Below are 23,223 nucleotides of genomic sequence, written 5' to 3' on the forward strand. Positions count from 1 at the left end.
AAAAAATCCATTCATTTATCTAGTGATTGTCAATAAATCAGATTGAATATTAGATAGAATGATTGAAAATATTAAACGGTAGTTTGAAAAATATGGAACAACGTATCTTCGAATAAAAAAATAAATTTTATATTTTTTTGAATTGACAGTCTATTTGCCATGTCCTATAATTGCACTTATCAAGAGCTTGCATGGTACATGGTACAAACTTTTTAGAAGGAGGGGCTTTTCATTACAGCTATCTTAACATTGGGGATTACGGCTCAGGTTACTAACGCCATACGCGAATCCATAGTAACAGGAGAATATGAACCAGGACAAAAATTATCGGAAACCGTTTTATCTGAATATTACAAAGTTAGTAGAACCCCTATCAGGGAAGCATTTAAACAGCTAGAAAGAGAAGGGTTAGTCGAGATCATTCCAAGAGTCGGGACATGTGTGACCAAACCAACTGAAAAGGAACTGGATGAGTTATTTACTTTAAAAGAAGTAATGGAAGGGCTTGCAGCGGGTCTGCTTGCCGAAAGCGGGAATGCTGAAGACATTAATAACCTTAAGCAAGCAGTGTCTGACATGGAGATTGCTATACAAACCTCTGATAAAAAGCTATATGTCGAGGCTAATGATGTTTTTCATTCAGTCATCCAAGAAGGCGCCAATAACTCTAAATTAAGTTATATGCTAAATTTGCTGCTCAATCAAATACCATATAGACAGTATGTCTTTTTAACCATCGAAGATCCGAATCGCCGGGAAAGATCACTAAAGGAACATCAGGCGGTCTTGATAGCTATAGAAAAAGGGAATCGGGAGGAAGCGGAGAAGGCCATGCGAGAGCATGTTAAAGCAAGTGGAATGCAACTTAAAATGGACATAGCAAAGAAACTTGGTCAAAAAAAGTGATATGAGGGGGAATGAGATTTATGAAATTTGGAATCTTTGCAAATCTTGCAGGACAGGGAAGACATGATGAGTATTATAAAGTACTGGATGAAGCCCGTGAGCAAGCTATTTATTGTGATGAAAATGGTTATGATTCGATTTGGTATACCGAACACCACTTTGGTCATGAAGGAAATGAATTGATTTCTAACCCGATCCTAATGGGGGCTGATATTGCGGCACGTACTAAGAATATTCGAATTGGACAAGCGGCAAATGTCGCCACTTTCTGGCATCCGCTGCGTCTGGCGGAAGACGTAGCAATGCTTGATCAGTTAAGCAAAGGACGTGTGGAAGTTGGACTGGCACGTGGATTATATGGACGGGAAGCGGCTAATTTAAACACTTTGGCAGATCCAGCAAATCAAGAACAAAACCGTGCACTGTTTGAAGAAACATTAGAAATTTTAAGAAAGGCTTGGTCAAACCGTTTCTTTTCACATCAAGGTGATATCTATCAATTTCCTCCTAAAGGTTTAAAGTGGAGTCACCCTATGAGTCCATCAACACCGGAATTTATGGATATGGAAAAAGGTGAAATCGATAAAATTTCCCTTATGCCTAGACCTTACCAGCAATCGCTTCCTCTGTGGCAAGTAATTGATTCACCGCGTTCTATTGAAATGGCCGCGGAGAACAATATACAAGGAATGTTTTGGATGCCGACCGTCAAAGAATTAAAAGGCCGTTTTGAACTGTACCGTGAAAGGGCTTCCAAAGCCAGAGGCTATGAAGTGCCACTTGGTCATGGTATTGCATTAGTGCGTGATGTATATGTAGCGGAAACGATGGAACAAGCCCGTCAGGATGCGGCTGAAGCAGTGCTGAACAATTATCGCTGGATTTGTCATTGGAGAGGGCTTGGCAACCTCATGGATCCGGGCGAAACAGTAAAAGAAGGCCAGGAATTGAACTATGAATTCTTACATCCAAGAAATTTATTGTTTGGTACACCTGACTATGTAGCTGAGAAAATTCAAGAATTGAAGGAAGAACTGAATCTAGAAACATTACTTCTTTGGGTGAACCATAATGGTTTGCCACATGAAAAAATGATGAAAAGTTTAAAGTTGTTCACGGAAGAAGTTATGCCAAGATTCACAGAAACTAAATTGGGGGTAATGTAAATGTTAGATATTCGTAAAGTGTATACAGCTATTGAAGAAACACGTATTGAGGGCGGTAAAAAAGTAGAGAATCCCATCAAGATGATAACAACTATGGCGGTTATCAAAAACCCATGGGCTGGAAGAGGGTATGTTGAAAATTTAAAACCGGAAATTGACGAATATGCACCGCAAATTGGCGAACTATTAGTTGCTGAACTATTTAAGCATATTGATTCCGCTGATGACGTCGAAGCATTCGGCAAGGCAGCTGTCGTGGGAGTTGATGGGGAAGTTGAACATGCATCAGCTTTTATCCATACTTTGAAATTCGGTAACAAATTCCGGGACGCCGTGAAAGGAACGAGCATCTTAAGCTTTACTAATAAGCGTGGTGGAGCTGGATCTGCAGTGCTCATACCGATGGTACATAAGACAGACGAGTCTGAACGCTCTCATTTCATTACATTTGAAGCTTCCATACCTGATGCACCAAGGGCCGATGAAATTGTTGTTGCCATTGGGGCTTCTACAGGAGGGCGTCCTCATCCGAGAACAGGAAACAGGCATCAAGATATGGTTGAAATGGGGCTGGTATAATGCCAACTGCATTACATGGAAAAGGTTCGCTTCATTATGAAGAGAAAGGGATTGGTCAATCGCTTATCTTTATTCATGGTGTTGGTCTTGATCTTACGATGTGGGAAAAACAAGTTGAAGATTTGTCGAAACATTTCCGTGTTATCTCATACGACATGGTTGGGCACGGAGGATCTGGGCATCCTCCAGGTCCTTATTCCCTTTCACAGTTCGTTGAGCAGTTAGCAGAGCTAATGAATCACTTACGGATTGAAAAAAGTCATATTATTGGTTTCTCCATGGGTGGTATGGTCGCCCAGGCATTTGCATTAAATTATCCGGGTAAAGTGAAAACGCTAACAATCATGAATGCAGTGGCCAATCGGACGAAGGAACAGAGGAATGCCGTTTTAAAAAGGGTTGAAGAAGTGAAAAGAACAGGGCCTTTGGCAACAATTGAACCAGCCATTAAACGCTGGTTTAATCTTGAATTCATGGATTTACAGGAAGAAACCGTCAGTAAGATCCGGGAAAGGCTTCGGACAAACGATGCTGCTTCATATTTAGCGGCCTATACACTTTTTGCAACTGCGGATGAAGAGTTGTGGCCACAAATCCACCAGATTAATATACCGACCCAAATTATAACAGGGGAGCATGATTTAGGTTCAAATCCGGAAATGGCGAGACAAATGCATGAAATGATTGTGGGTTCAGAACTAATGATAGTACCTAATATGAGGCATATGCTGCCGATTGAAGGAGCCAAAATAGTGAACGAAGCTATTAGGTCGTTTATTGAAAGACAAAAGCAAAGGGGTGACTCGAGGTGAAAGAGCTTAAGAAATACCAGATGTATTTAAACGGGGAATGGGTAGAATCATCAAGCGGTGAATATTTCGATAGTTATAATCCTGCAACCGAAGAAGCTTGGTGTCAAGTCGCCAAAGGGAATGCTGAAGATGTAAATCGTGCCGTTCAAGCTGCGCATAATGCATTCTTGCATTCAGGATGGACTGATATGACATTTACAGAGCGGGGGCGTCTGGTTAGAAAGCTTGGGGAACTGATTGCCATTCACTCTGAAGAGCTTGCGAAAGTCGAATCACTGGATAATGGGAAATTAATACGCGAAATGCGTGGCCAGGTAAAATATCTACCCGAATTTTTCTATTACTATGCAGGACTAGCAGATAAAATACATGGTCAAACCTTACCGATTGATAAAAAAGATATGTTTGCTTTTACATCCAAAGAGCCGTTGGGGGTTGTAGCCGCCATTACTCCTTGGAATTCCCCTCTTTATTTAACAACCTTGAAGCTTGCTCCTGCACTTATAGCAGGAAATACGATAGTCATTAAACCTTCAGAAATGACTTCGGCATCACTATTGGAACTGGTGAAATTGGTTGAAGAAGCTGGTTTTCCACCTGGTGTAGTCAATGTAGTTACCGGCTTTGGAACTCCTGTAGGCGATACACTCACCTCCCATCCTCTTGTAAGGCGTGTGGCCTTTACGGGAGGTTCAGAATCAGCACGCCATATTGTTCGTAATTCGGCTCAAAATTTTGCACAGGTATCACTTGAACTTGGAGGGAAATCACCCAATATCGTGTTTGAGGATGCTAATCCCGATAATGCCGCAATGGGAATCATAGCTGGTATATTTGGTGCTTCAGGACAAAGTTGTGTGGCTGGTTCGCGTGCATTTTTACATGTTGATATTTACGAGGAAGTGATGCAAAAACTCGTGGACCGAGTATCGAAAATCAAGATTGGTGATCCTTTTCAAGATGATACAGAAATGGGACCGCTGGCAACGCAAGCCCAATTGGAGCGTGTCGAAAAATACGTGGCTATCGGGTTGGATGAAGGCGGAAAGCTTGTTTGCGGTGGTAAAAAACCTGAATATTTAGAAAAAGGGTGGTACTTTGAGCCCACGATCTTCGAGCATGATGATAATAATTCCAGAATTACTCAGGAAGAAATATTTGGTCCTGTGTTAAGTGTTATCCCTTTTAAAAATGAAGAAGAGGTTATTCAATTAGCAAACAGTACGGATTACGGATTAGCAGCTGGAATTTGGGTGAGTGATATTGCAAAAGCTCATCGAGTCGCGAAAGCTATACGTGCTGGAATCGTTTGGGTGAATACCTATCGTAGCATATCACCAATTGCTGCAATTGGCGGATCTGGCCTAAGTGGTTATGGAAGAGAAGGCGGTTATGAAGCGATTCATGAATATATGCAAGATAAAGTGGTTTGGATCAATACATCATCTGAACCGATTCCTGACCCCTTCATAATGAGGTAGTGGAAATTTGCAGGACAGACGCTTTGTATCGAAGTTTGAACAAGGAGGAATAGTGAAATGAAATTACTGGGGATTTCAGGAACGATAATAGGGACAAAGACGAAAGTCGTTATTGAAAAGGTTTTAGAGGAAGTTAAGAATAACCATCCTGATATCGAAATCGAACTACTTGATTTGAAAAAGTATGATGTTCAATTTTGTGATGGCCGTAATCCGTCAACATACACTGGAGATACGAAAAAAGTAATAGATATCGTTACCTCAGCGGACTTTTACATTGTAGGAACACCAATATTCCAAGGGTCGATTACTGGAGCTCTTAAAAACTTATTTGACTTAATACCCCCGAAGGATTTCCGTCATAAAGTAATGGGGCTTGTGGCTACAGGAGGAACCTACCAGCATTATTTAGTCATTGAAAATCAGCTGAAACCTATAGCCGGTTATTTCCGTGCATTTGTTGCACCTGGCTCTGTTTATGCTCATAACGACCATTTCAATCCACAAAATGAATTGGTTGATGAGGAAGTTTTGGAACGTATTGCAATGCTGAGTGAAGAAATCGTTTTAATGCAAAAAGCACTTAAAAGTACTAAACCAGAGCACCAATTAAGCTAAAAGATGGGAGATTTCCTCAGTTGATAAATCGTTTGGGAATGGATTAATGTCAATTAGCAAGGCTAAGTAGCAAGGAGGGGACAAATTGCTATTAGATGTAGAAGAAATAATAAACTTAACTGATTTATCCTTTATTAAAGTTTGTAATGATCAGTATGGGATCAATAGAGGGGTCTATAATACCATTGATGCTTGGTTTTATAAGCAAGGAATTAGTAACATCCTAGAAAGACGCAATAGTATAATATATTTCCTTGAATTCATTAAGCGAAATTCCGAGTGTGAAAATAACCCCTGTAAATTTGGTCACGGTGGATTAACGACAAAATTAGAAGAATATTATTTTCCAAGAATCGAATCGACCGTTTCAAAAATTGCCTCTAATCTTTAGATGAAAGCACATACAAAGAGTGAAGGATGGCTAAGGACATGACAATAATAGATAAAGCAGAAAGAAAACATTTACTTATAAAAGGAAGATGGGTAGAGGCGAAGGAGTATAGCCCGCTTCGATCTCCTTATTCAGGAGAAGTCATAGCTGAAATCCCCCTGGCCTCAGACGAAGAAACCGACCAAGCTATTGAAGCGGCACAAAAAGCTGCTAAGGTGATGGCAAAAATGCCAGCCCATCAACGTGCAAGAATCCTGGAAACATTGGCCCGCCTTTTGGAAGAGCGCGCGGATGAAGCCGCCCAAATCATATCTATTGAATCTGCAAAGCCCGTTACAACCGCGAAGGGCGAGGTGGCGCGAACCATTGAAACCTACAAGTTTGCTGCTGAAGAAGCGAAACGAATTCACGGAGAAACGCTTTCGCTGGATGCCGCCCATGGTGGCGAAAACAGACTCGGTTACACTGTACGTGAACCGATTGGAGTGATTGGGGCCATAACACCTTTCAATTTCCCCATGAATCTTGTCGCTCATAAGGTAGGTCCCGCTATCGCTGCAGGAAATACAATGGTATTAAAGCCAGCAAGCCAAACCCCTTTATCCTCCCTGTTCATCGGGGAACTATTACAGGAAGCCGGATTGCCGGCAGGAGCATTAAATGTGGTCACGGGTGGAGGAAGAGTGGTTGGAGATAAGTTGGTCACTGATTCTAGAGTAAGTATGATTACTTTTACCGGCAGCCCGGGAGTTGGGATTGGTATCCGTAACAAGGCAGGATTGAAACGAGTGACGCTGGAGCTGGGATCCAATGCAGCTGTCATCATTGACAGGAGTGTGGATATCGATAAGATTATTTCTCGTTGTGTGTCTGGAGCATTTTCAAACCAGGGACAAGTATGTATTTCTTTGCAAAGGATTTATGCCCATGAAGAAATTTACGATCGCTTTGTTGAAAAGTTTATAGAAGCAACGAAACTATTAAAATTAGGTGATCCGCTTGATCCTGAAACGGAAGTTTCCGCTTTGATCTCGCCTAATGATGTTGAAAGAACCCTCAATTGGATTGATGAGGCGAAACAAGGTGGAGCCAAGATTGCAACAGGTGGAATAGCGGAAGGCAATATCCTTCATCCGACCGTCATCTTGGATGCTGATCCCTACGCTAAGGTATCTTGTCAAGAAGTGTTCGCCCCAATCGTTTTGATTAACAAGATTCAATCAGTAGAACAAGCCATTGATATGGTGAATGATTCAATTTATGGCCTGCAAGCAGGGATTTATACGAACGATGTAGATACAGCTCTGGATGCAGCCGATAATTTACAAGTTGGTGGAGTCATGATCAACGACATTCCGACATTCCGTGTGGATAATATGCCGTACGGTGGAGTGAAGGAAAGCGGAACTGGCCGTGAAGGATTAAAATATGCTGTTGAAGAAATGACAGAAATGAAGCTTGTTGTCTGGAACCGAAATTAGGGAGTGGAAAAAGCATGGCTTATTATGCAGCAATTTTACATATGATTGATGCTGAAAAAAATATAGAAGTGCGTCCACATCATATCGAGTATTTAAACGAACTTGATCGTAAAGGGAAGATTTTTGCAAGAGGGCCTTTTGCGGATGGCTCAGGCGGCTTGGTTGTCTATATTGCAGACACATTTGAAGAAGCACTCTCATTAGCGGAAAATGATCCCCACGTTGTACATAAAGTGCGGAGACTGGAATTAAAAGAGTGGAACATTTAATAAGTAACTTAATGAGTGCGGGTCAGTGCAATGAATATATACCGGGAGCTGGAGACAGTTCCTTCATTAATAGGGAGGGTTGCCGAGGCAGCCTTTTTTTGTGTGCAAATCAAACGATAACGGAAAGGCAAAGTTATACCAAAAGTGAGTCACGATATTCATCGGACCTTACTACCCTTTGATAACTGCCGGTTGTTATAATGTGAAAGTAGTAGTGCAAAAAGGTCCAAAGATCGAAACGAAAAAATGCTTCGTGAAGATAAACAGCTGGAATTACACCGATTGTATAAAAAGTAGTTTAAAAGTCTTGTCTATAAAGGCTTTTTGATTAAGGCCAATTAATTGATGGCAAGATGGTTTATTAAGTTGAAAAATTATAGAATGGAGTAACTGATTAACTGGCTAGCAGAGACCCCGGAGGCGCTTGCTTTGATGAGGCCTGGCAGACAGTCGGCGGAAAGGGATCGGATTTCTGAAATCAACTGGGGATTTTTTGATTTTTTCTTTCTGCAGCAGTTCCGTAAAATTAAACGGAAAACCCCGGTATATCAAGGTTTTCCTCGGTGTCACTCATAGGTTGCATAGTATTGCGCTTATTACTATCTTTACTTTGCACGATTCATCTCACAATACTAGGAGTAGGAAAGGCGATGAACTCATTATGATTTTTAGCGAACGTTTAAAAAAAGAACGGGAAAAAAGAAACTGGTCACAAAATGATCTTGCAGAGAAGATTCATGTGAGTCGCCAATCTGTGTCCAAATGGGAAACGGGAAAAAATTATCCAAGTATTGAAGTACTCATTAATCTAAGTGATTTATTTCAGATTACGGTAGATGAATTATTAAGGAGTGACGAGGAATTGAAAGAAAAAATAATACGGGAAAGTAAGCAGTTAGCATTTCCAAATTGGAAAATGTTTTTTGATATCGTGTTACTAATAGGAGCATTTTTATTAGTGTCCAAATTAATTATTTTTGGTCTTAACAAATTTGCTGGCACCGATATTACCATTTTAAAAAGCATGCCGGTTGTATCTAATTTTTTACCCTTAGCTTTGATGGTTATTGGCGGTATCGGTTCAGATTATTTGAAGGATAAATATCTAGATTAAAAATACTCTCTTCTAAAAAGGGATAGTGATTAAAGTGAATGAAAACCTTTTGGTAAACTTGATCAAAAACGAACAGAACCTTTGAATTTCAGGTTCTGTTCCCATTTCTTATTTGAACTTTTGCACTTCTTCATTTCCCTCGAATTTGTTATCTTTCAATATTCCAATTTCTTCAATATGATTTCGTGCCGTTTCATCCCCTAATTTATAAATTAAGGCATAAAGCCTTTTCATGGCTGCATCGTATTTATCATTTGCCCGGTCATGATGATAGAGAAGGTAGGGCACATGTGATCGGGCATATGCCTCCAGGTCATCTGTCCGGTGTTCCTCCAAGCATTGTTTCAATTCTGCAAGTTCCTCATCAGTTGCGTGCACCGTGAAGCTCGGATTCTCTTCAAGTTTTTGTCCGAGTACGTCACCGCTGACCAAATCGACATGGTAGGTCTGTTTTTCCTGTATCATTCTGCACATCACCCTTTCCGGCATTTATCTATTCTGTACCACTATTTGTAAAAAGTTAATCATGAAAGTAAACATTTCCTTAATGAAAAAGATAGGAAATAAAGGTATCGGACTCCTTATCAAATGGTTTAAGATGGATTTACAGAATAATATGGTAAATGGAGTGGTGATATTGAAGAGGTCAATCATGGTTGTTTTTTTTGTGTTGATTGCTTCAGGCTGCGTAACAAGGAATTATGATTCCAATATGGATTTAGGGAAAAGTCAGTTGAATGAGGAAAATTATTTAGAAGCCCACGAGGCATTTGAATTAGCTTATAAAGAAGCAAAAACACCTAAATCAAGGGAGTTAATGGATCTTTCAGGTTTGCTGGCGAGTGGAATGAAGAAATACGACGAACAGGATTTTGAATCGGCCAAAAAAGATTTTGAAGAAGCAACCGCATATAAAGCAAAATACCGGGAAGGTAAACAAATGGTTTCAAAGGCGGCGGAAATGCACCCGGTATCAGACTCCGCCACGATAGAAGCAGTAGTGGGAAATGATGAAGTGAAATCCACGGAGGAAACAACCGAGGAAGGATCCAAAGCAGAAGATGAGGCGGCAACGGATACAAAAGGCAAAGAGGGAAGCAAGGATTCGGAGCGTGCATTAAGTAAATCTCAGGCGGAGAAGCTTGTGAGGGATTACGTGGATATGGAAAACTTTTCGCAATTGCAAATCGAATATGATCATGATGCCGAAAAGGGAGATTATATTTTTCATGTTTTCGAGGTAGATGAACCTAGTCAGAAAAGCGGACACAAAACCACTTGGGGCTGGTATGGCGTGAATAAGGAGACCAAAGAAGTTTATGAAGTCATGTAAGGATAACTGAATGGTCGAATGGGAGGCCCCTGTTGTGGCCTTTTTATTTTGTTGTGCGGCAACATACAGGATTCGATAAAATTTTATGATTTTTGTTAAAGGATAGCCGAATTCTTTATTTTCTTAAGGAATTTTTAATAATTCCTGTTTATGATTGGGGCAAGTAAAGGACAATCATAGGAGGGATAAAGATGGAGAATTATAATGGTGAGGAGCAAGTCAGAATCAAGACAGAACGGAAAAAGGGTAAGTCTCTCTGGATAACTAGCCTTGTTTCCGGAACGGTTGCTTCTATGGTTACATCATCTGTATTTCTATTTGGCGGAGACTTTATAGATCAAGGGAAAAGTTCAGTGAATGAGTCAACCGAAACGGCAGGTGTACAGCTAACGGACAGTGTTGAAAAGGATAAAAATGTCACGGCGGAAAAGTTATCGACAAGTACGGATTCAAATGATAGGGCAGAGATGGTCGAATCAGCATCCAAATCGATTGTAGGGGTCGTGAATTTACAGGAGATGCAAAGCCAGAACCCGTACCAGCGGCAAAGCACGGAGAGCGAAACGGTTGAGAGCGGAACTGGCTCAGGGGTCATTTATAAAAAAGCTGATGGGAAAGCCTATATCATCACGAACAATCATGTTATTGAAGGAGCTAAGGAAGTCGAAATTTCATTGTATGACGGACAAAAGGCAACGGCAGCTGTTGTCGGGGCAGATGCTTTGACGGATTTGGCGGTTTTGACAATTGATGCCTCGAAAGCACCAGAGGGAATTAAATTCGGGAATTCTGATAGAATGCGTCCAGGTGAAGAAGTATTGGCAATTGGCAACCCACTTGGACTTGATTTTTCAAGATCGGTTACACAAGGAATCGTCAGTGCCAACGGACGCACCATTTCAGTCGATACCTCGGACGGGGAGTGGGCACTTGATGTCCTTCAAACCGATGCAGCGATCAACCCTGGCAATAGCGGCGGTGCTTTGATCAATACCGCTGGGGAAGTGATCGGCATAAACAGTCTGAAGATTTCCGAAAACGGTGTGGAAGGCTTAGGGTTTGCCATACCAAGCAATGATGTGATTCCGATTGTTACGGAACTGATTGAAAATGGAAAAATCACGCGTCCATATTTAGGAGTCAGCTTGGCCAGTATGGAAGAACTTCCGCAATATTACATTCAAAATGTTCCTGAAGCAGTAAAGTCCGGTGTAATGGTGACGAGTATAGAGGCGGGATCGGCTGCGGCGAATGGAGGGCTTAAGCAACAGGATATCATTGTTGAGATTGATGGAACGAAAATAAATACTTCCGCAGCATTAAGGAAATACTTATATACAGATAAGAAAATCGGCGATAAAGTAAAAATTAAAGTATACCGAGGTACTGAAGAGAAAACGGTAACGATAACCTTGCAAAAACCATAGAAAGAGGTAAGGCCCCTAATCATTCATCAGGGGCCTTTTATTTAGAAGTTTTTAATAGTAAACGCAATTTTAATATCGGAAAAATAGATAGTGTATTTGCACTGTTTTTTAGATTTTTAATCTAGTCCTTAATACCTAAAGGTTAATAGTGGCATGTTCTATTTGTCAAGGTTTTCATTGTGAATATGTTAAAATATAGAAAAGATTTGACAAATTTGTGAAATGTCATAAAATAGAAAGAAAGGGGATGAAATTATGGAAGCTAATCAGAAGATGTTAGATGCAGTGAAATGGGTATCGGGCACAGGTTGTGTAATCGGAACTATTATTTTTGCTTTAAGCTTCATTGTAAGCGATTACAATAAAGATTATATATTTACCTCCGTTGGAATCGCCATCACACTAAGCGCAGCTGCAATTTTTCTAGTTGGTATATTTTTTGTCCTGACAGAAGAAATGGTAATGAAAACACATAAAGGTGAAAGAATTGTACCGGAAACGACTAAAATCATAAAAATGAAGTCAAAGTCTAACACTCAAACAAAAAGAAGTACAGAATTCAGTAACTAAAACGAGGAATATAGCATAATGAGCATTCTAGCATCAGATTTACTAACATGGATGAACGCCTGTCTAAAGAATTTGAGTCAAAGTGATCCGAATGATTGAATGCGCTTTCATATTGTGGAGGACTTGGATTAATCATCAGTTGGCTACTTTTTAATTCAATACAATATACTGCACTCGTTATGTATCAAAAATATGACCAACCCTCTCATTAAATGGAATACACACGATGTGCTCAGATATCCAAACCGAACTGCCCGAGCGCAGGAAGTTCTAACTTTGAACTATATCCACGAGAAAAGGACATTTTTTAAACGTCCTTTTTTTGTGTTTTTTTTTGTACTTTTACTTGAAGTTTCATTCAATGAGGAAGTCGTGGGTTACAAAGGCGGAGTTTATTGAACAACCAAATGTCCATTTCTGTAATTCAGTCCTGTCCTGCTGACCGATAAACATCACTAGTTGCAACAAGTTTGACCGACCCCTGAATTATTTCACTCATTACTACTAATAAACGGCTGGTTAGGAATACTGAAAGGGCAATAAGTATTGCGAGGAGAAAGAGCCCAATTTACCCACTCGTTGTTTCCTTATATACATATAATATTGACCAGTGTTGGATCATTAGAGTTTGGAATCATGGATTCAACATCATATCCAATGCGGCTACCATTTACCAACTTCCCTGTCCGAGTGTAAAAGATCCGTTTTAAATCATGTTTTCCAACGATAAATACCTACTTGACAGGATAGGTAATATCATTCATATTCTTGAGGGAGGTTGAGGCAATAAACACGGAGAATATAATGTGAAATTTTCATTTCATTATATTAGAGTAATAATAAATGGGTAGTGGACCGGTAATATATGCAATCCTGTACTGATAAGTGAATGTCCATAGGTATGTTATTAAACAATTATTATATTTCATTTGCTGAAGATTTTCGAACATTTCAGTTCATTTACCATCTTCTTACTGCTCTTTATTGAACTTTATGTGACAGATGTCACTTTGTATTGTCTTTTTTTAGACTTGGGATTAATATTGGTATGTCGGGGTTTGTGAACATGGTAACACTTTGTCCGAATAATTACCAATTGGAATTTTATTATGTAAGAAAGGGGTAGTACTATGAAAATAAAATGGGCTCTATTAACTATACTTTTTACTATTGCCACTGTGCTAACCGGTTGCGATAACCCATTAATGGTCTTGGACCCTAAAGGGCCAGTAGCTGCAACACAAGCAGATGTTATTATGATTTCGATATGGACAATGGCCTTTGTCGTCCTTGTCGTTATGGTACTGTATATCTTCATGATAATGAAATATCGTGCTTCCAAACAACGTGATGATTATGAACCGCCTCATATTGAAGGAAGTAAGGTTCTTGAAATAATTTGGGTGGCGATCCCAATTATAATCGTCGCTTTCCTATCCGTTGTTACTGTTAAAACAACAAATGAAGTTGAGGCAACACCTAAAGGATACGGAGATCAAGAACCTTTAGTTATTTACGCTTCATCTTCCAACTGGAAGTGGCATTTTAGCTATCCGGAAGAAGATATCGAAACGGTCAACTATCTGTTTATACCGACTAACCGACCAATCGAATTTAAACTTTACTCATTCGGTCCAATCTCAAGTTTCTGGATTCCGCAACTTGGAGGACAAAAATACGCGATGTCGGACATGGTTAATACGTTGCACTTAGCAGCTGATGTACCAGGTGAGTATATGGGTCGAAATTCAAACTTCAGTGGTTCAGGTTTTGCTCAGCAAACGTTTAACGTTAATGCATTGTCAGCAAAAGATTACGATAAGTGGGTAGATGAAATTAAAGCTACTGCTAAACCGATTACTGAGGAAAAATTCAATGAATTATTAAAACCTGGTCATGTGGGACAATCCACATACACTGGAACTCATTTAGAGTTTTCACCAGCTCCTGAAGGGGAAAATGCTGGTCATGACCACGGATCTTCCGATACTGAAGAACATGATTCCAAGGATTCACACGAGGAACATTCAGAACACAGCAACATGAATCACTAAGAATTAATTTCGTTCGATAAAACAACTAGGTTTACAAGATAAGGAATATTTTCCTGAAAGGAGTCACAAAAGTATGGATTACTTTGATCGATTTGCCGTACCTCATCCAAGTCCTGCGATTTATGCATCCATGGTTGCCATTGGTTTAACCATGATTGCGGTTGTTGCCGGAATTACCTATTTTAAAAAATGGGGTTACTTATGGCGTGAGTGGTTAACAACGGTTGACCATAAACGTATTGGTATCATGTACATCTTGGCAGCACTGCTTATGCTTTTCCGCGGTGGCGTCGATGCTCTTATGATGCGTGCTCAAACGGCTATTCCAGATAACGGTCTTTTGGATGGACAGCATTATAATGAGGTATTTACAACACACGGGGTCGTCATGATCCTGTTTATGGCTATGCCATTTATCATTGGGTTAATGAACATTGTTACACCATTACAAATTGGAGCGCGTGACGTAGCATTCCCACGTCTGAACGCAGTAAGCTTCTGGTTATTCTTCATGGGGGCAATGCTATTTAACATCTCTTTCGTAGTCGGTGGTTCTCCTGATGCAGGCTGGACATCTTACTTCCCGCTGGCAAGTAACGATTTCAGTGAATCAGTCGGTTCGAACTATTACGCGATTTCACTTCAAATAGCAGGTATCGGTACATTACTGACTGGTATCAACTTTATCGTAACAATCTTGAAAATGAGAGCACCTGGCATGAACTTAATGAAAATGCCAATGTTCACATGGTCTATCTTGATCACTAACTTCATTATCGTTTTCGCTTTCCCTGTATTGACAGTGGCACTTGCGTTGATGACAATGGATCGTCTATTCGGAACTCAATTCTTTACGATGGCCAATGGCGGTAGCGATATGCTTTGGGCGAACTTGTTCTGGGTTTGGGGACATCCTGAAGTTTATATAGTAATTCTTCCAGCTTTCGGTATTTACAGTGAAATCATTTCGACATTTGCACGTCGTAACCTGTACGGGTATAATTCGATGGTTATCTCCATGGTAGCTATTTCTACTCTATCTTTCATTGTATGGGCTCACCATTTCTATACAATGGGTCACGGTGCAATGGTTAATGGTATCTTCTCGATTACCACGATGGCAATTGCCGTACCGACTGGTGTTAAGATTTTCAACTGGTTGTTCACACTTTGGAAAGGTAAAATCGTATTTACCGTTCCAATGCTATACTCTTTAGCTTTCATTCCGATTTTCACGCTCGGTGGGGTAACAGGGGTAATGCTTGCCATGGCAAGTGCTGACTACCAATACCATAATACAATGTTCTTAGTAGCTCACTTCCACTACGTTTTAATCCCTGGTACTGTATTTGCCGTACTTGCTGGTTTCACGTACTGGTGGCCAAAAATGTTCGGTTTCATGTTGAGCGAAAAAATTGGGAAATGGTCGTTCTGGTTCATTACAATCGGCTTTAATGTAACCTTCTTCCCGATGTTCATCACTGGTTTAGATGGGCAGGCACGTCGTATGTATACGTACTCTGAATCAACAGGGTATGGTCCATTGAATATGCTCTCTTTCGTTGGAGCGATTGGCTTGGCAATAGGTTTTGCACTTATTGTGTACAATATCTATTGGAGCACTCGTTATGCGTCAAGAAATATTTCAAACGATCCATGGGATGCACGTTCTCTAGAGTGGGCTACACATACTCCAATCCCTGAATATAACTTTGCAGTTGTGCCAACAGTTGCTTCTACAGAAGCATTCTGGGATGCAAAGAAAAAAGGCTTTAAATTATTTGGCGGTAAAGTAGAAAAGATTCATATGCCAAATAACAGTGGCGTGCCGTTTATCATGAGCTGTATCTTCTTCGTTTGGGGCTTTGCATTGGTATTCAGCATGTGGATCATTGCAATCATTGCAACGATCGGTATCTTTGCTTGTATGATTCACCGTTCATTCGAAAAAGACCACGGACGTTATATCTCTGTTGAAGAGATCGAAGAAACTGAAAATAAATTGCGAGGTGCTAAGTAATGAAAATAGATAACTCGCTGCCACTAGAATATAGCACGGAAGAAAATCGCTTAAAGATTTTTGGATTCTGGATTTTCCTAGGAGCAGAAATAGCTCTTTTCGCTACACTGTTCGCCACTTATTTTGTATTAGTTGATGGAACTGGAAATGGTCCAACAGGGGAACATCTTTTTAAAGTGCCAACCCTGATGTTTCAAACAATCTTTCTTTTAACCAGTAGTTTTACCATTGGTCTTGGAATCAATGCAATGAGACTTGGCAGGCAGAAAGCAACGATTGGTTTCTTCATCATCACCCTTATTCTTGGTTTAGGCTTCTTGGGAGTCGAAATTTATGAATTCGTGGAGTATGTACATGAAGGAGCAACCATTCAAACAAGTGCTTTCTTATCTAGTTTGTTTACATTACTAGGTACGCATGGAGCTCACGTTACACTTGGTTTATTCTGGGGAACCTTCATCATCATGCAGATCAAAAAGCGCGGTATGACTCCAGAAACAACAAACAAGGCTTTCATCTTTTCACTTTACTGGCATTTCTTGGACGTTGTCTGGATTTTCATCTTCAGTTTCGTCTACCTGAAAGGAATGATGTAATATGAAAGAATTATTCCCACGGGGCCAAGTTATGGGATTTGCCTTTTCACTAGTCCTGACTTTGGTCGCACTATCAGTTATTATGTTTGATCTCTCACTTAAAATGGGTGTGATCATCCTTCTTGTTACAGCTTTCATGCAAGCTGCACTTCAATTAGTTATGTTCATGCACGCAGGTGAGTCTGAAGATAAAGCATCGATTTATACAAACGTTTATTACGGATTGTTCGTTGCATTGGTTACAATTTTCGGTACAATGCTAACAATGATTTGGGGATATCAATAATCGATTCCGGAAAAGCTGGGTGTCTTGATGACGCCCAGTTTTTTTGATTTTTAAACCGGTCTATCCATTTCATTCATGGAAGTTTGTTAACAAGGATTTGGCCGAAACCATATTGGTTAGTATAACCATATCGCAACATTATATTTATAATGGGAAATTTTCACTTTCGAAGCGCGCCCGTACGTTTAAGTGCAATGTTTTGCTAAAGTAAAACGTTAATAGAACGGACACATCTACTAAGAAAACGATCAGCCACTTTTGATATAATAAGTTATATAAGAATTAATTAATAAATGTAGCGTAGATGATGAATTGACATTGCCGGTTTTGATTGTGACAATTATTATCTTAAGTTTGTTAAAATATTGGTTTCTTGACTTCCGACAGATGCAGTTAATTGGATTATCAGTAAATTTAAAATACATTCAGAAATTAGTGGCGGGAATACAATCGTAACCTTTGACGGAAAACCTTTGGAAGGTGAAGAAAAAATTCAAGTTATTAATTATTTTAATAGCGCTATTTTTGAAGAAAAATCATATATTCCTGGGGAATGAGGAATTGTTTTTACATCCAGAAAATAGTGGGACTCCATTGGTCATTGATACTAAAAGAGGCAAAAAGGATGTTAGGTTATTTGTATATATTTACAGCGACCGCGTGGATGTAGTTAAACAGTACTAGAAGAAGCTCATTTCTTATAGTCTGTTTTCAGATAGCCTTCAAGAACGTTCCATGCCATTAATAAGAAATTTAGTTTAATAGAACATTAAAAAGACGGTCCTTAAAATACCGTCTTTGAGTTTATAAACAAAAGGGCTCTAACTAAACTTTAAAACATAGTTGATTGGAGCGGGTGTGCGAGACTCCTGCGGGAAAAGCGAGTCCAAGGGAGCACTGCGGGCGCAAAGGCACCGGGGAGGCTCCCGGACCGCCCGCGGAAAGCGAGTGCCTGGAGTGGAAATTAACGGTTAAATTGTCTACAGCTGAGACGCGCCTTAAAAATACCTTCTTTTTTATAAGGCTTTTAATATAATTCCAGTTCAAAGATATTTTTTCATTATAAAAATTCTGGTACACAAACTGGCATCTTGATTCTAGTGCCTTTTGAAAAAAACAATTAAAAGTGTTTTTAAGTAGGAGGGAATTGCAAGAGGGTCGTTAATCGTGCATATGAAAAGTATTTGGGATAGTATTTAAGGTAATAAAAAAGCAGGTATCTATTGCGATGCCTGCTTTTTTATGCTTTCCACTGTTTTTCAACTTGATGAAGGGCTTGTTGTAAAATTACTTCATGATCAGTACCCGGTTTAGCAAGGACGTTAGTTTGATAAGATTTTCCTTGGAAATCAACTGTTACTGTAACTTTTACCATTATGCATCTTTCCTTTCCTAATTCAGAATTAAATGAGGTGGTTGTACCTATTTCTTTTATACCCGTGGCAGAAGGATAATCAAACATTTCAAAAGCTAAAATCGTGAGAATTAATATTCAAAATTATCTGATATTTTAAGTGAAGTGTCAACACTTTTTTTTGACATGCCCCATTTTCAGTTTTTTTAAAAAAACGACCTGGCTTGTATACATGACAGCCAGGTTGTTTTTAAAACGAACTATATTCATATTTTAGTTAAAATAATACCGATTAATGCTGCGAGGACACCAGCAATTTGATAGTTTTTTAGTTTTTCCTTGAATATATAACATCCAGCGAATACGACAACCAAACAGTTCAGGCTGACGACAGGGAAAATGATGCTTGCGATGCCAGTGTTCAACGCAAAGAAATAACATCCATAGCCTATCATGCTTAAAAAGCCTACTAAGGAACCGATTTTGACTTCCTTTAGCTTGATTTTTTCTTTTTTAAAGGCTAGAGCCGAAAGAAGATAAAGCATTCCGCCTCCATACATTGATACAAGGATATCAAGGGAGTTTAATTGAAGACGTGTTGATGTCGTCATAAGAATGCCGAGCACACCAAAAGATAAGATGGAGAGTAATGTGTGCATCATCCATGGGACATATTGATGATTACCTTTTGCATTAGGTGTATATTGGATGACTAATGTAGCGATAAACATGCAGGCGATTCCACTCCACTGCAAGGAAGAAATATGTTCGTGAAAAATTAAAGCTGCACAGAGAATGGGGAATATGGCATTCGCTGCGATTAATGGAGATGTCAAGCTTGCCGGACCTTTTTCAAAGGCGCTTGCCATCTGGATGTTACCATTGGCGTTCAGTACACCAATTGCTGCACCAAGCATGATGGACAGCCAGTTCAGCTGCAAACCATCCATTAATACTCCATAAACAATGGACAAAATAAAAGCTGAAAAATAAAAGAAAAATTGGATATGTATCTTGGAATACCCTTTTCCGCTGCTCCATTTAAAAATGCTGTTATTGATTCCGAAACATAAACTCGTGATGAGTGCCGCAAAAATCCACATTGACTTAATCTCTTCCTTCATGTAGGATAAACTTCTTCTACATTTTAAGCTGAATCCCGTTAGGAATCAAACCAAATTTAAAATGTATGATTGACAGATTAGATATTTTTTTCTATATTTACTATGACAATTTTAAAATATTTCCCGATAAACGGGAGAGGTTCATAGCATCACCCTCTTAAAAAAACTATGGCTTTGATATTTTTTGCGAATCAACCATATCTTTGAGGAGATATGGTTTTTGTTATATAGAGGCCCATTTTATGAATCTCCCTGAAATGTGGGATTAGGAGGACTTTTCATGTCTGGAAGAAAAGAAGAAGAATTAAAAAAAGATATCACACTGCTTGGGAATCAAGGAACAAAATATACATTCGACTATGCTCCTGAAATCCTTGAGTCATTCGACAACAAGCATCCGAACCGGGACTATTTCGTCAAATTCAATTGCCCGGAATTCACTAGTTTATGTCCAATCACGGGCCAGCCGGACTTTGCTACCATTTACATCAGCTATATTCCCAGTGTGAAAATGGTGGAAAGTAAGTCTTTGAAACTCTACTTATTCAGCTTCCGCAATCATGGTGATTTCCATGAAGATTGCATGAACATCATCATGATTGATTTAATCGAATTGATGGACCCTAAATATATTGAAGTCTGGGGCAAGTTTACACCTAGGGGCGGAATTTCCATCGACCCTTACACGAATTATGGGAAACCTGGTACGAAGTATGAGGAAATGGCGAATTACCGCTTGATGAATCATGACTTATACCCGGAAACCGTGGATAATCGCTAAAGAATAGGAGGGACAATGGGCATATGCCCGTTGTCTTTTTTTAGTTTATAGCTAATTTCGATCAGTGGTTCTGTCATTTGTCCTTTTTAAAAGTACAAATGTCCTCCTATAATGGAATTTTCACTTGATTGTTTCGAGAAAAAGCGTAATAATAGGGAGAGTTAATTTTGACAGAATATTTACGAAAATAGGGGATGTCGAGATGAAAGTTGCAAAGTTTGGTGGAAGTTCACTTGCGTCAGGTGATCAGTTGAGGAAGGTATTCGAAATTGTTGTTTCTGATCCAGAGAGGAAGATTGTGGTCGTTTCCGCTCCAGGAAAACGCAATTCCGATGACATAAAGGTGACGGATTTATTGATTGAAGCTGCGGAACAGCAGCTGCGCGGGGATAACGGAGAGCATTTGATAGAAGATGTTGTATCCCGCTATGCGAGCATTGCTGAAGAATTGGATATATCCGAGAGTGTCATCACAGGGATTCATGAAAATTTAATGGCGCTGCTGCATGCAGATCAAACTAACCCAAAGCGCTATCTGGATGCCTTGAAGGCAGGTGGCGAGGATAATAATGCGAAGCTGGTCGCAGGTTATTTCCAAAGCCTTGGAGTGGAGGCACAGTATATCAATCCGAAGAAGGCAGGCTTGATCGTAGCGGATGAAGGTGGATTTACCAGGGTGCTGCCAGAGTCTTATGATCGGTTATATGCTCTGCGTGATGAGCCGGGAATCGTTGTATTCCCAGGATTCTTCGGATATACGTTAGATGGTGATGTGTTAACCTTCTCAAGAAGCGGTTCCGATATTACGGGTTCGATTCTTGCTAATGGGGTCAAAGCTGATTTGTATGAGAACTTTACGGACGTGGATGCCGTTTATGCTGTGAATCCAAATGTGGTTTCCAATCCTAAGGGAATCCGGGAACTAACCTATCGTGAGATGCGTGAGCTTTCTTATGCAGGTTTCTCGGTATTTCATGATGAGGCGCTGATTCCTGCATTCCGGGCGGGAATACCTGTCCATATCCAGAATACGAACAATCCGGCGGCGCAGGGGACCCGCATTGTGAATACACGGGATAATACGAACGGGCCTGTTATTGGGATTGCAAGTGATAAAGGATTTTGCAGTATTTACATTAGCAAATATTTGATGAACCGGGAAGTTGGTTTTGGCCGGAAACTGCTGCACATCCTCGAGGATTATGGAGTTTCATATGAGCATATTCCATCAGGCATCGATGATGTGACGCTTATTCTAAGGCAGGACCAGATGAAAGGGGATGCCGAAAAGAAAATCATTTCCCGAATCAAGAAAGAGCTTCATGCCGATGAAGTGAATGTGGAACATGATCTTGCCTTGATCATGGTTGTAGGGGAAGGAATGCGCCATAATGTCGGTACAACGGCAAGAGCGTCAAAAGCCTTGGCCGAAGCAAAGGTGAATATTGAGATGATCAATCAAGGCTCTTCGGAGGTAAGCATGATGTTCGGTGTGAAAGGGCACAACGAAGAGACGGCAATTCAGGCATTATATCACGAGTTCTTTTGAGTATGAGCGTTTAGGGACCTCCTTTTAGAAGGAGGTTTTTTTGATTGATCTTTTAATCAATATACATAAAAGCTGGATTTTTTTTATCTGGTTCTTTATGGTAGTGGCAATGACCGTGGGGATAATCATTCCAAGCTAACAGACGCGCTGTAGGGTTTAGGGCGTCTGTTTTCAGGTGGCTAAAGCAATTGGAGGAGAACGGAGTTGACGCTCTTGAAACGGATATAAAGGGACGTCCAACCTCATACATATCTTACACCAAATTATAAATGAAATAGATGTCAATGGCACATCAAGTTTACGAGCTAAATGATTTACTGGCACAAATTGATTTAAGTAATTACTTCGAGTTGATCTTGCTGAATGGAATCATGTTTAAAAAGCATCCTTATCACCTAGTTAAATACTTCTATATAATACAAAAAAAAGAATGTAGGAATAAGTTCTATCTATATGTGATTGGAGTGTAAGGCACGAGACTCCTGCGGGAAAAGCGAGTGCCTGGAGCGGAAATCGACGTTCAAAAAAGCAATAAAAAAACTGTAGAAAACCCGGTTTTCATCGAGTTTGTCTACAGTCTGAGCCTCCAACTGGAAGATTGGAGGCCTTCCTTTTATGTTAGTCCATGACGGTCAGGAGTTGATCGATCGCGTTCCTTGGACGAGGGGCAGGAATCATATCGGGATAGCCAACGTGAAGGCTGCCGACGACCTTCTCGCCTGGTTTCACGCCCAAAGCTTCACGAAACTCCATGCTGTGTATCATGCCGTATGTTTCCCATATCATCCCGATTCCCTGTTCCCAGGCAAGCAGGCTGAAATTCTGGATCAAGGCACTTGTAGCCGCATAATCTTCTTCACGTGTCATGGGATTCGGATTCTCTTCCATGATCACTGCGACAAACATCGGTACACCTATGAGTTTATTATATCCTCGCTGTCCGGCTGCTTTTTTCTTTTCAGGGTCCTTCTCTTTGCCTTCCATGAATGCACGTGTTGCTTCTGTGAGTTTTAAACGGCTATCACCATGCACCACGACGAAGCGCCATGGCTGGGTCATTTTATGGTTCGGTGCCCATGTCGAAGTTTCCAATAATGATTGGATGGTATCAATAGGAACAGGAATGTCCTTAAATCGTTTGATGCTGCGCCGTTCTTTAATGATATCTTCTAGTTTCATGATCATCCTGCTCCTTTAATCATATATGTAAGTTTAATAGTTGAAAAAAATAGTCCCCGGCTGCCTAATATGCTTCCAATGTGAATAAATTACTTGAATAAAGAGGGGGCAATATTCTAGTGACTTGCATTCG

23 protein-coding genes, 1 pseudogene and 1 riboswitch are annotated in these 23,223 nt (G+C 40.1%); of the genes and pseudogenes, 20 read left to right on the forward strand and 4 right to left on the reverse strand.

Features of this window, described 5'->3' with window-relative positions:
* Positions 1-249: 249 nt before the first annotated feature.
* The 10 genes from ACFX4H_RS21090 (at position 250) to ACFX4H_RS21135 (ending at position 8,817) form a co-directional block, all read left to right on the forward strand.
* Positions 250-906 carry a GntR family transcriptional regulator gene (locus ACFX4H_RS21090; RefSeq protein WP_377436149.1) on the forward strand — a complete coding sequence of 219 codons (657 nt, stop codon included), beginning with the start codon at positions 250-252 and terminating at the stop codon, positions 904-906.
* Positions 907-926: 20 nt separating this feature from the next.
* Positions 927-2,072: an LLM class flavin-dependent oxidoreductase gene (locus tag ACFX4H_RS21095; RefSeq protein ID WP_377436150.1), complete on the forward strand. Its 1,146-nt coding sequence runs from the start codon at positions 927-929 to the stop codon at positions 2,070-2,072.
* Positions 2,073-2,651 carry an amino acid synthesis family protein gene (locus ACFX4H_RS21100; RefSeq protein WP_063577469.1) on the forward strand — a complete coding sequence of 193 codons (579 nt, stop codon included), beginning with the start codon at positions 2,073-2,075 and terminating at the stop codon, positions 2,649-2,651.
* Positions 2,651-3,463 carry an alpha/beta fold hydrolase gene (locus ACFX4H_RS21105; RefSeq protein WP_249597461.1) on the forward strand — a complete coding sequence of 271 codons (813 nt, stop codon included), beginning with the start codon at positions 2,651-2,653 and terminating at the stop codon, positions 3,461-3,463. The genes ACFX4H_RS21100 and ACFX4H_RS21105 overlap by 1 nt, the downstream gene beginning before the upstream one ends.
* On the forward strand, positions 3,460-4,944 hold the full coding sequence (locus ACFX4H_RS21110) for an aldehyde dehydrogenase (RefSeq protein WP_249597462.1): 1,485 nt from the start codon (positions 3,460-3,462) through the stop codon (positions 4,942-4,944). The genes ACFX4H_RS21105 and ACFX4H_RS21110 overlap by 4 nt, the downstream gene beginning before the upstream one ends.
* Positions 4,945-5,001: 57 nt before the next feature.
* On the forward strand, positions 5,002-5,562 hold the full coding sequence (locus ACFX4H_RS21115; RefSeq protein WP_249597463.1) for an NADPH-dependent FMN reductase: 561 nt from the start codon (positions 5,002-5,004) through the stop codon (positions 5,560-5,562).
* 85 nt (positions 5,563-5,647) lie between these two features.
* On the forward strand, positions 5,648-5,953 hold the full coding sequence (locus ACFX4H_RS21120; RefSeq protein WP_063577466.1) for a hypothetical protein: 306 nt from the start codon (positions 5,648-5,650) through the stop codon (positions 5,951-5,953).
* 38 nt (positions 5,954-5,991) lie between these two features.
* Complete coding sequence (locus tag ACFX4H_RS21125) at positions 5,992-7,434, forward strand: aldehyde dehydrogenase family protein (RefSeq protein WP_249597464.1); 1,443 nt, start codon at positions 5,992-5,994, stop codon at positions 7,432-7,434.
* A gap of 14 nt (positions 7,435-7,448) precedes the next feature.
* Positions 7,449-7,703: a YciI family protein gene (locus ACFX4H_RS21130; protein WP_057278570.1), complete on the forward strand. Its 255-nt coding sequence runs from the start codon at positions 7,449-7,451 to the stop codon at positions 7,701-7,703.
* A 661-nt stretch (positions 7,704-8,364) separates the two neighbouring features.
* A complete protein-coding gene (locus tag ACFX4H_RS21135) occupies positions 8,365-8,817 on the forward strand; it encodes a helix-turn-helix domain-containing protein (RefSeq protein ID WP_034306554.1) in 453 nt (150 codons plus the stop codon).
* Between the two features lie 108 nt (positions 8,818-8,925).
* Here the strand turns inward: ACFX4H_RS21135 and ACFX4H_RS21140 are convergent, their stop codons facing one another.
* Positions 8,926-9,282, reverse strand: a complete 357-nt coding sequence (locus ACFX4H_RS21140; RefSeq protein ID WP_048684962.1) for a hypothetical protein — start codon at positions 9,280-9,282, stop codon at positions 8,926-8,928.
* A gap of 187 nt (positions 9,283-9,469) precedes the next feature.
* Here ACFX4H_RS21140 and ACFX4H_RS21145 point away from each other — a divergent pair, with 187 nt between their 5' ends.
* The 8 genes and pseudogenes from ACFX4H_RS21145 (at position 9,470) to ACFX4H_RS21180 (ending at position 17,865) form a co-directional block, all read left to right on the forward strand.
* Positions 9,470-10,150, forward strand: a complete 681-nt coding sequence (locus ACFX4H_RS21145) for a hypothetical protein (RefSeq protein ID WP_249597465.1) — start codon at positions 9,470-9,472, stop codon at positions 10,148-10,150.
* Between the two features lie 191 nt (positions 10,151-10,341).
* A complete protein-coding gene (locus ACFX4H_RS21150; protein WP_249597466.1) occupies positions 10,342-11,577 on the forward strand; it encodes a S1C family serine protease in 1,236 nt (411 codons plus the stop codon).
* Between the two features lie 255 nt (positions 11,578-11,832).
* On the forward strand, positions 11,833-12,147 hold the full coding sequence (locus tag ACFX4H_RS21155) for a hypothetical protein (RefSeq protein WP_052137210.1): 315 nt from the start codon (positions 11,833-11,835) through the stop codon (positions 12,145-12,147).
* 1,130 nt (positions 12,148-13,277) lie between these two features.
* On the forward strand, positions 13,278-14,201 hold the full coding sequence (gene qoxA, locus ACFX4H_RS21160; RefSeq protein ID WP_034305893.1) for a cytochrome aa3 quinol oxidase subunit II: 924 nt from the start codon (positions 13,278-13,280) through the stop codon (positions 14,199-14,201).
* 73 nt (positions 14,202-14,274) lie between these two features.
* A complete protein-coding gene (gene qoxB, locus ACFX4H_RS21165; RefSeq protein WP_034305892.1) occupies positions 14,275-16,221 on the forward strand; it encodes a cytochrome aa3 quinol oxidase subunit I in 1,947 nt (648 codons plus the stop codon).
* Positions 16,221-16,817: a cytochrome aa3 quinol oxidase subunit III gene (gene qoxC / locus ACFX4H_RS21170; protein WP_034305890.1), complete on the forward strand. Its 597-nt coding sequence runs from the start codon at positions 16,221-16,223 to the stop codon at positions 16,815-16,817. Before qoxB ends, qoxC begins: the two co-directional genes overlap by 1 nt.
* Before the next feature lies 1 nt (position 16,818).
* Positions 16,819-17,103, forward strand: coding sequence for a cytochrome aa3 quinol oxidase subunit IV (gene qoxD / locus ACFX4H_RS21175; RefSeq protein ID WP_034305888.1), 285 nt, complete (start codon positions 16,819-16,821; stop codon positions 17,101-17,103).
* Positions 17,104-17,421: 318 nt separating this feature from the next.
* Positions 17,422-17,865 (forward strand): annotated as a pseudogene (locus ACFX4H_RS21180) (YfmQ family protein).
* 478 nt (positions 17,866-18,343) lie between these two features.
* On the opposite strand, the gene ACFX4H_RS21185 reads toward ACFX4H_RS21180, so the two are convergent.
* Positions 18,344-18,478, reverse strand: coding sequence for a BA3454 family stress response protein (locus tag ACFX4H_RS21185; RefSeq protein ID WP_034305885.1), 135 nt, complete (start codon positions 18,476-18,478; stop codon positions 18,344-18,346).
* A 245-nt stretch (positions 18,479-18,723) separates the two neighbouring features.
* Positions 18,724-19,581: an EamA family transporter gene (locus ACFX4H_RS21190; RefSeq protein WP_230134444.1), complete on the reverse strand. Its 858-nt coding sequence runs from the start codon at positions 19,579-19,581 to the stop codon at positions 18,724-18,726.
* A 130-nt stretch (positions 19,582-19,711) separates the two neighbouring features.
* Positions 19,712-19,757: riboswitch (PreQ1 riboswitch) on the forward strand.
* 104 nt (positions 19,758-19,861) lie between these two features.
* Between ACFX4H_RS21190 and queF the strand changes: the two genes are divergently transcribed.
* Together queF and ACFX4H_RS21200 are read left to right on the forward strand one after the other, a co-directional pair.
* Positions 19,862-20,362: a preQ(1) synthase gene (gene queF / locus ACFX4H_RS21195; RefSeq protein ID WP_377436151.1), complete on the forward strand. Its 501-nt coding sequence runs from the start codon at positions 19,862-19,864 to the stop codon at positions 20,360-20,362.
* Positions 20,363-20,564: 202 nt separating this feature from the next.
* Positions 20,565-21,911, forward strand: a complete 1,347-nt coding sequence (locus tag ACFX4H_RS21200; protein ID WP_034305877.1) for an aspartate kinase — start codon at positions 20,565-20,567, stop codon at positions 21,909-21,911.
* Positions 21,912-22,529: 618 nt separating this feature from the next.
* On the opposite strand, the gene ACFX4H_RS21205 is transcribed toward ACFX4H_RS21200, so the two are convergent.
* Positions 22,530-23,090, reverse strand: a complete 561-nt coding sequence (locus ACFX4H_RS21205) for a nitroreductase family protein (protein ID WP_377436152.1) — start codon at positions 23,088-23,090, stop codon at positions 22,530-22,532.
* Between the last annotated feature and the right edge of the window lie 133 nt (positions 23,091-23,223).

It is taken from the genome of Peribacillus sp. YIM B13477, assembly GCF_042787955.1.
Taxonomy (GTDB): domain Bacteria; phylum Bacillota; class Bacilli; order Bacillales; family DSM-1321; genus Peribacillus; species Peribacillus frigoritolerans.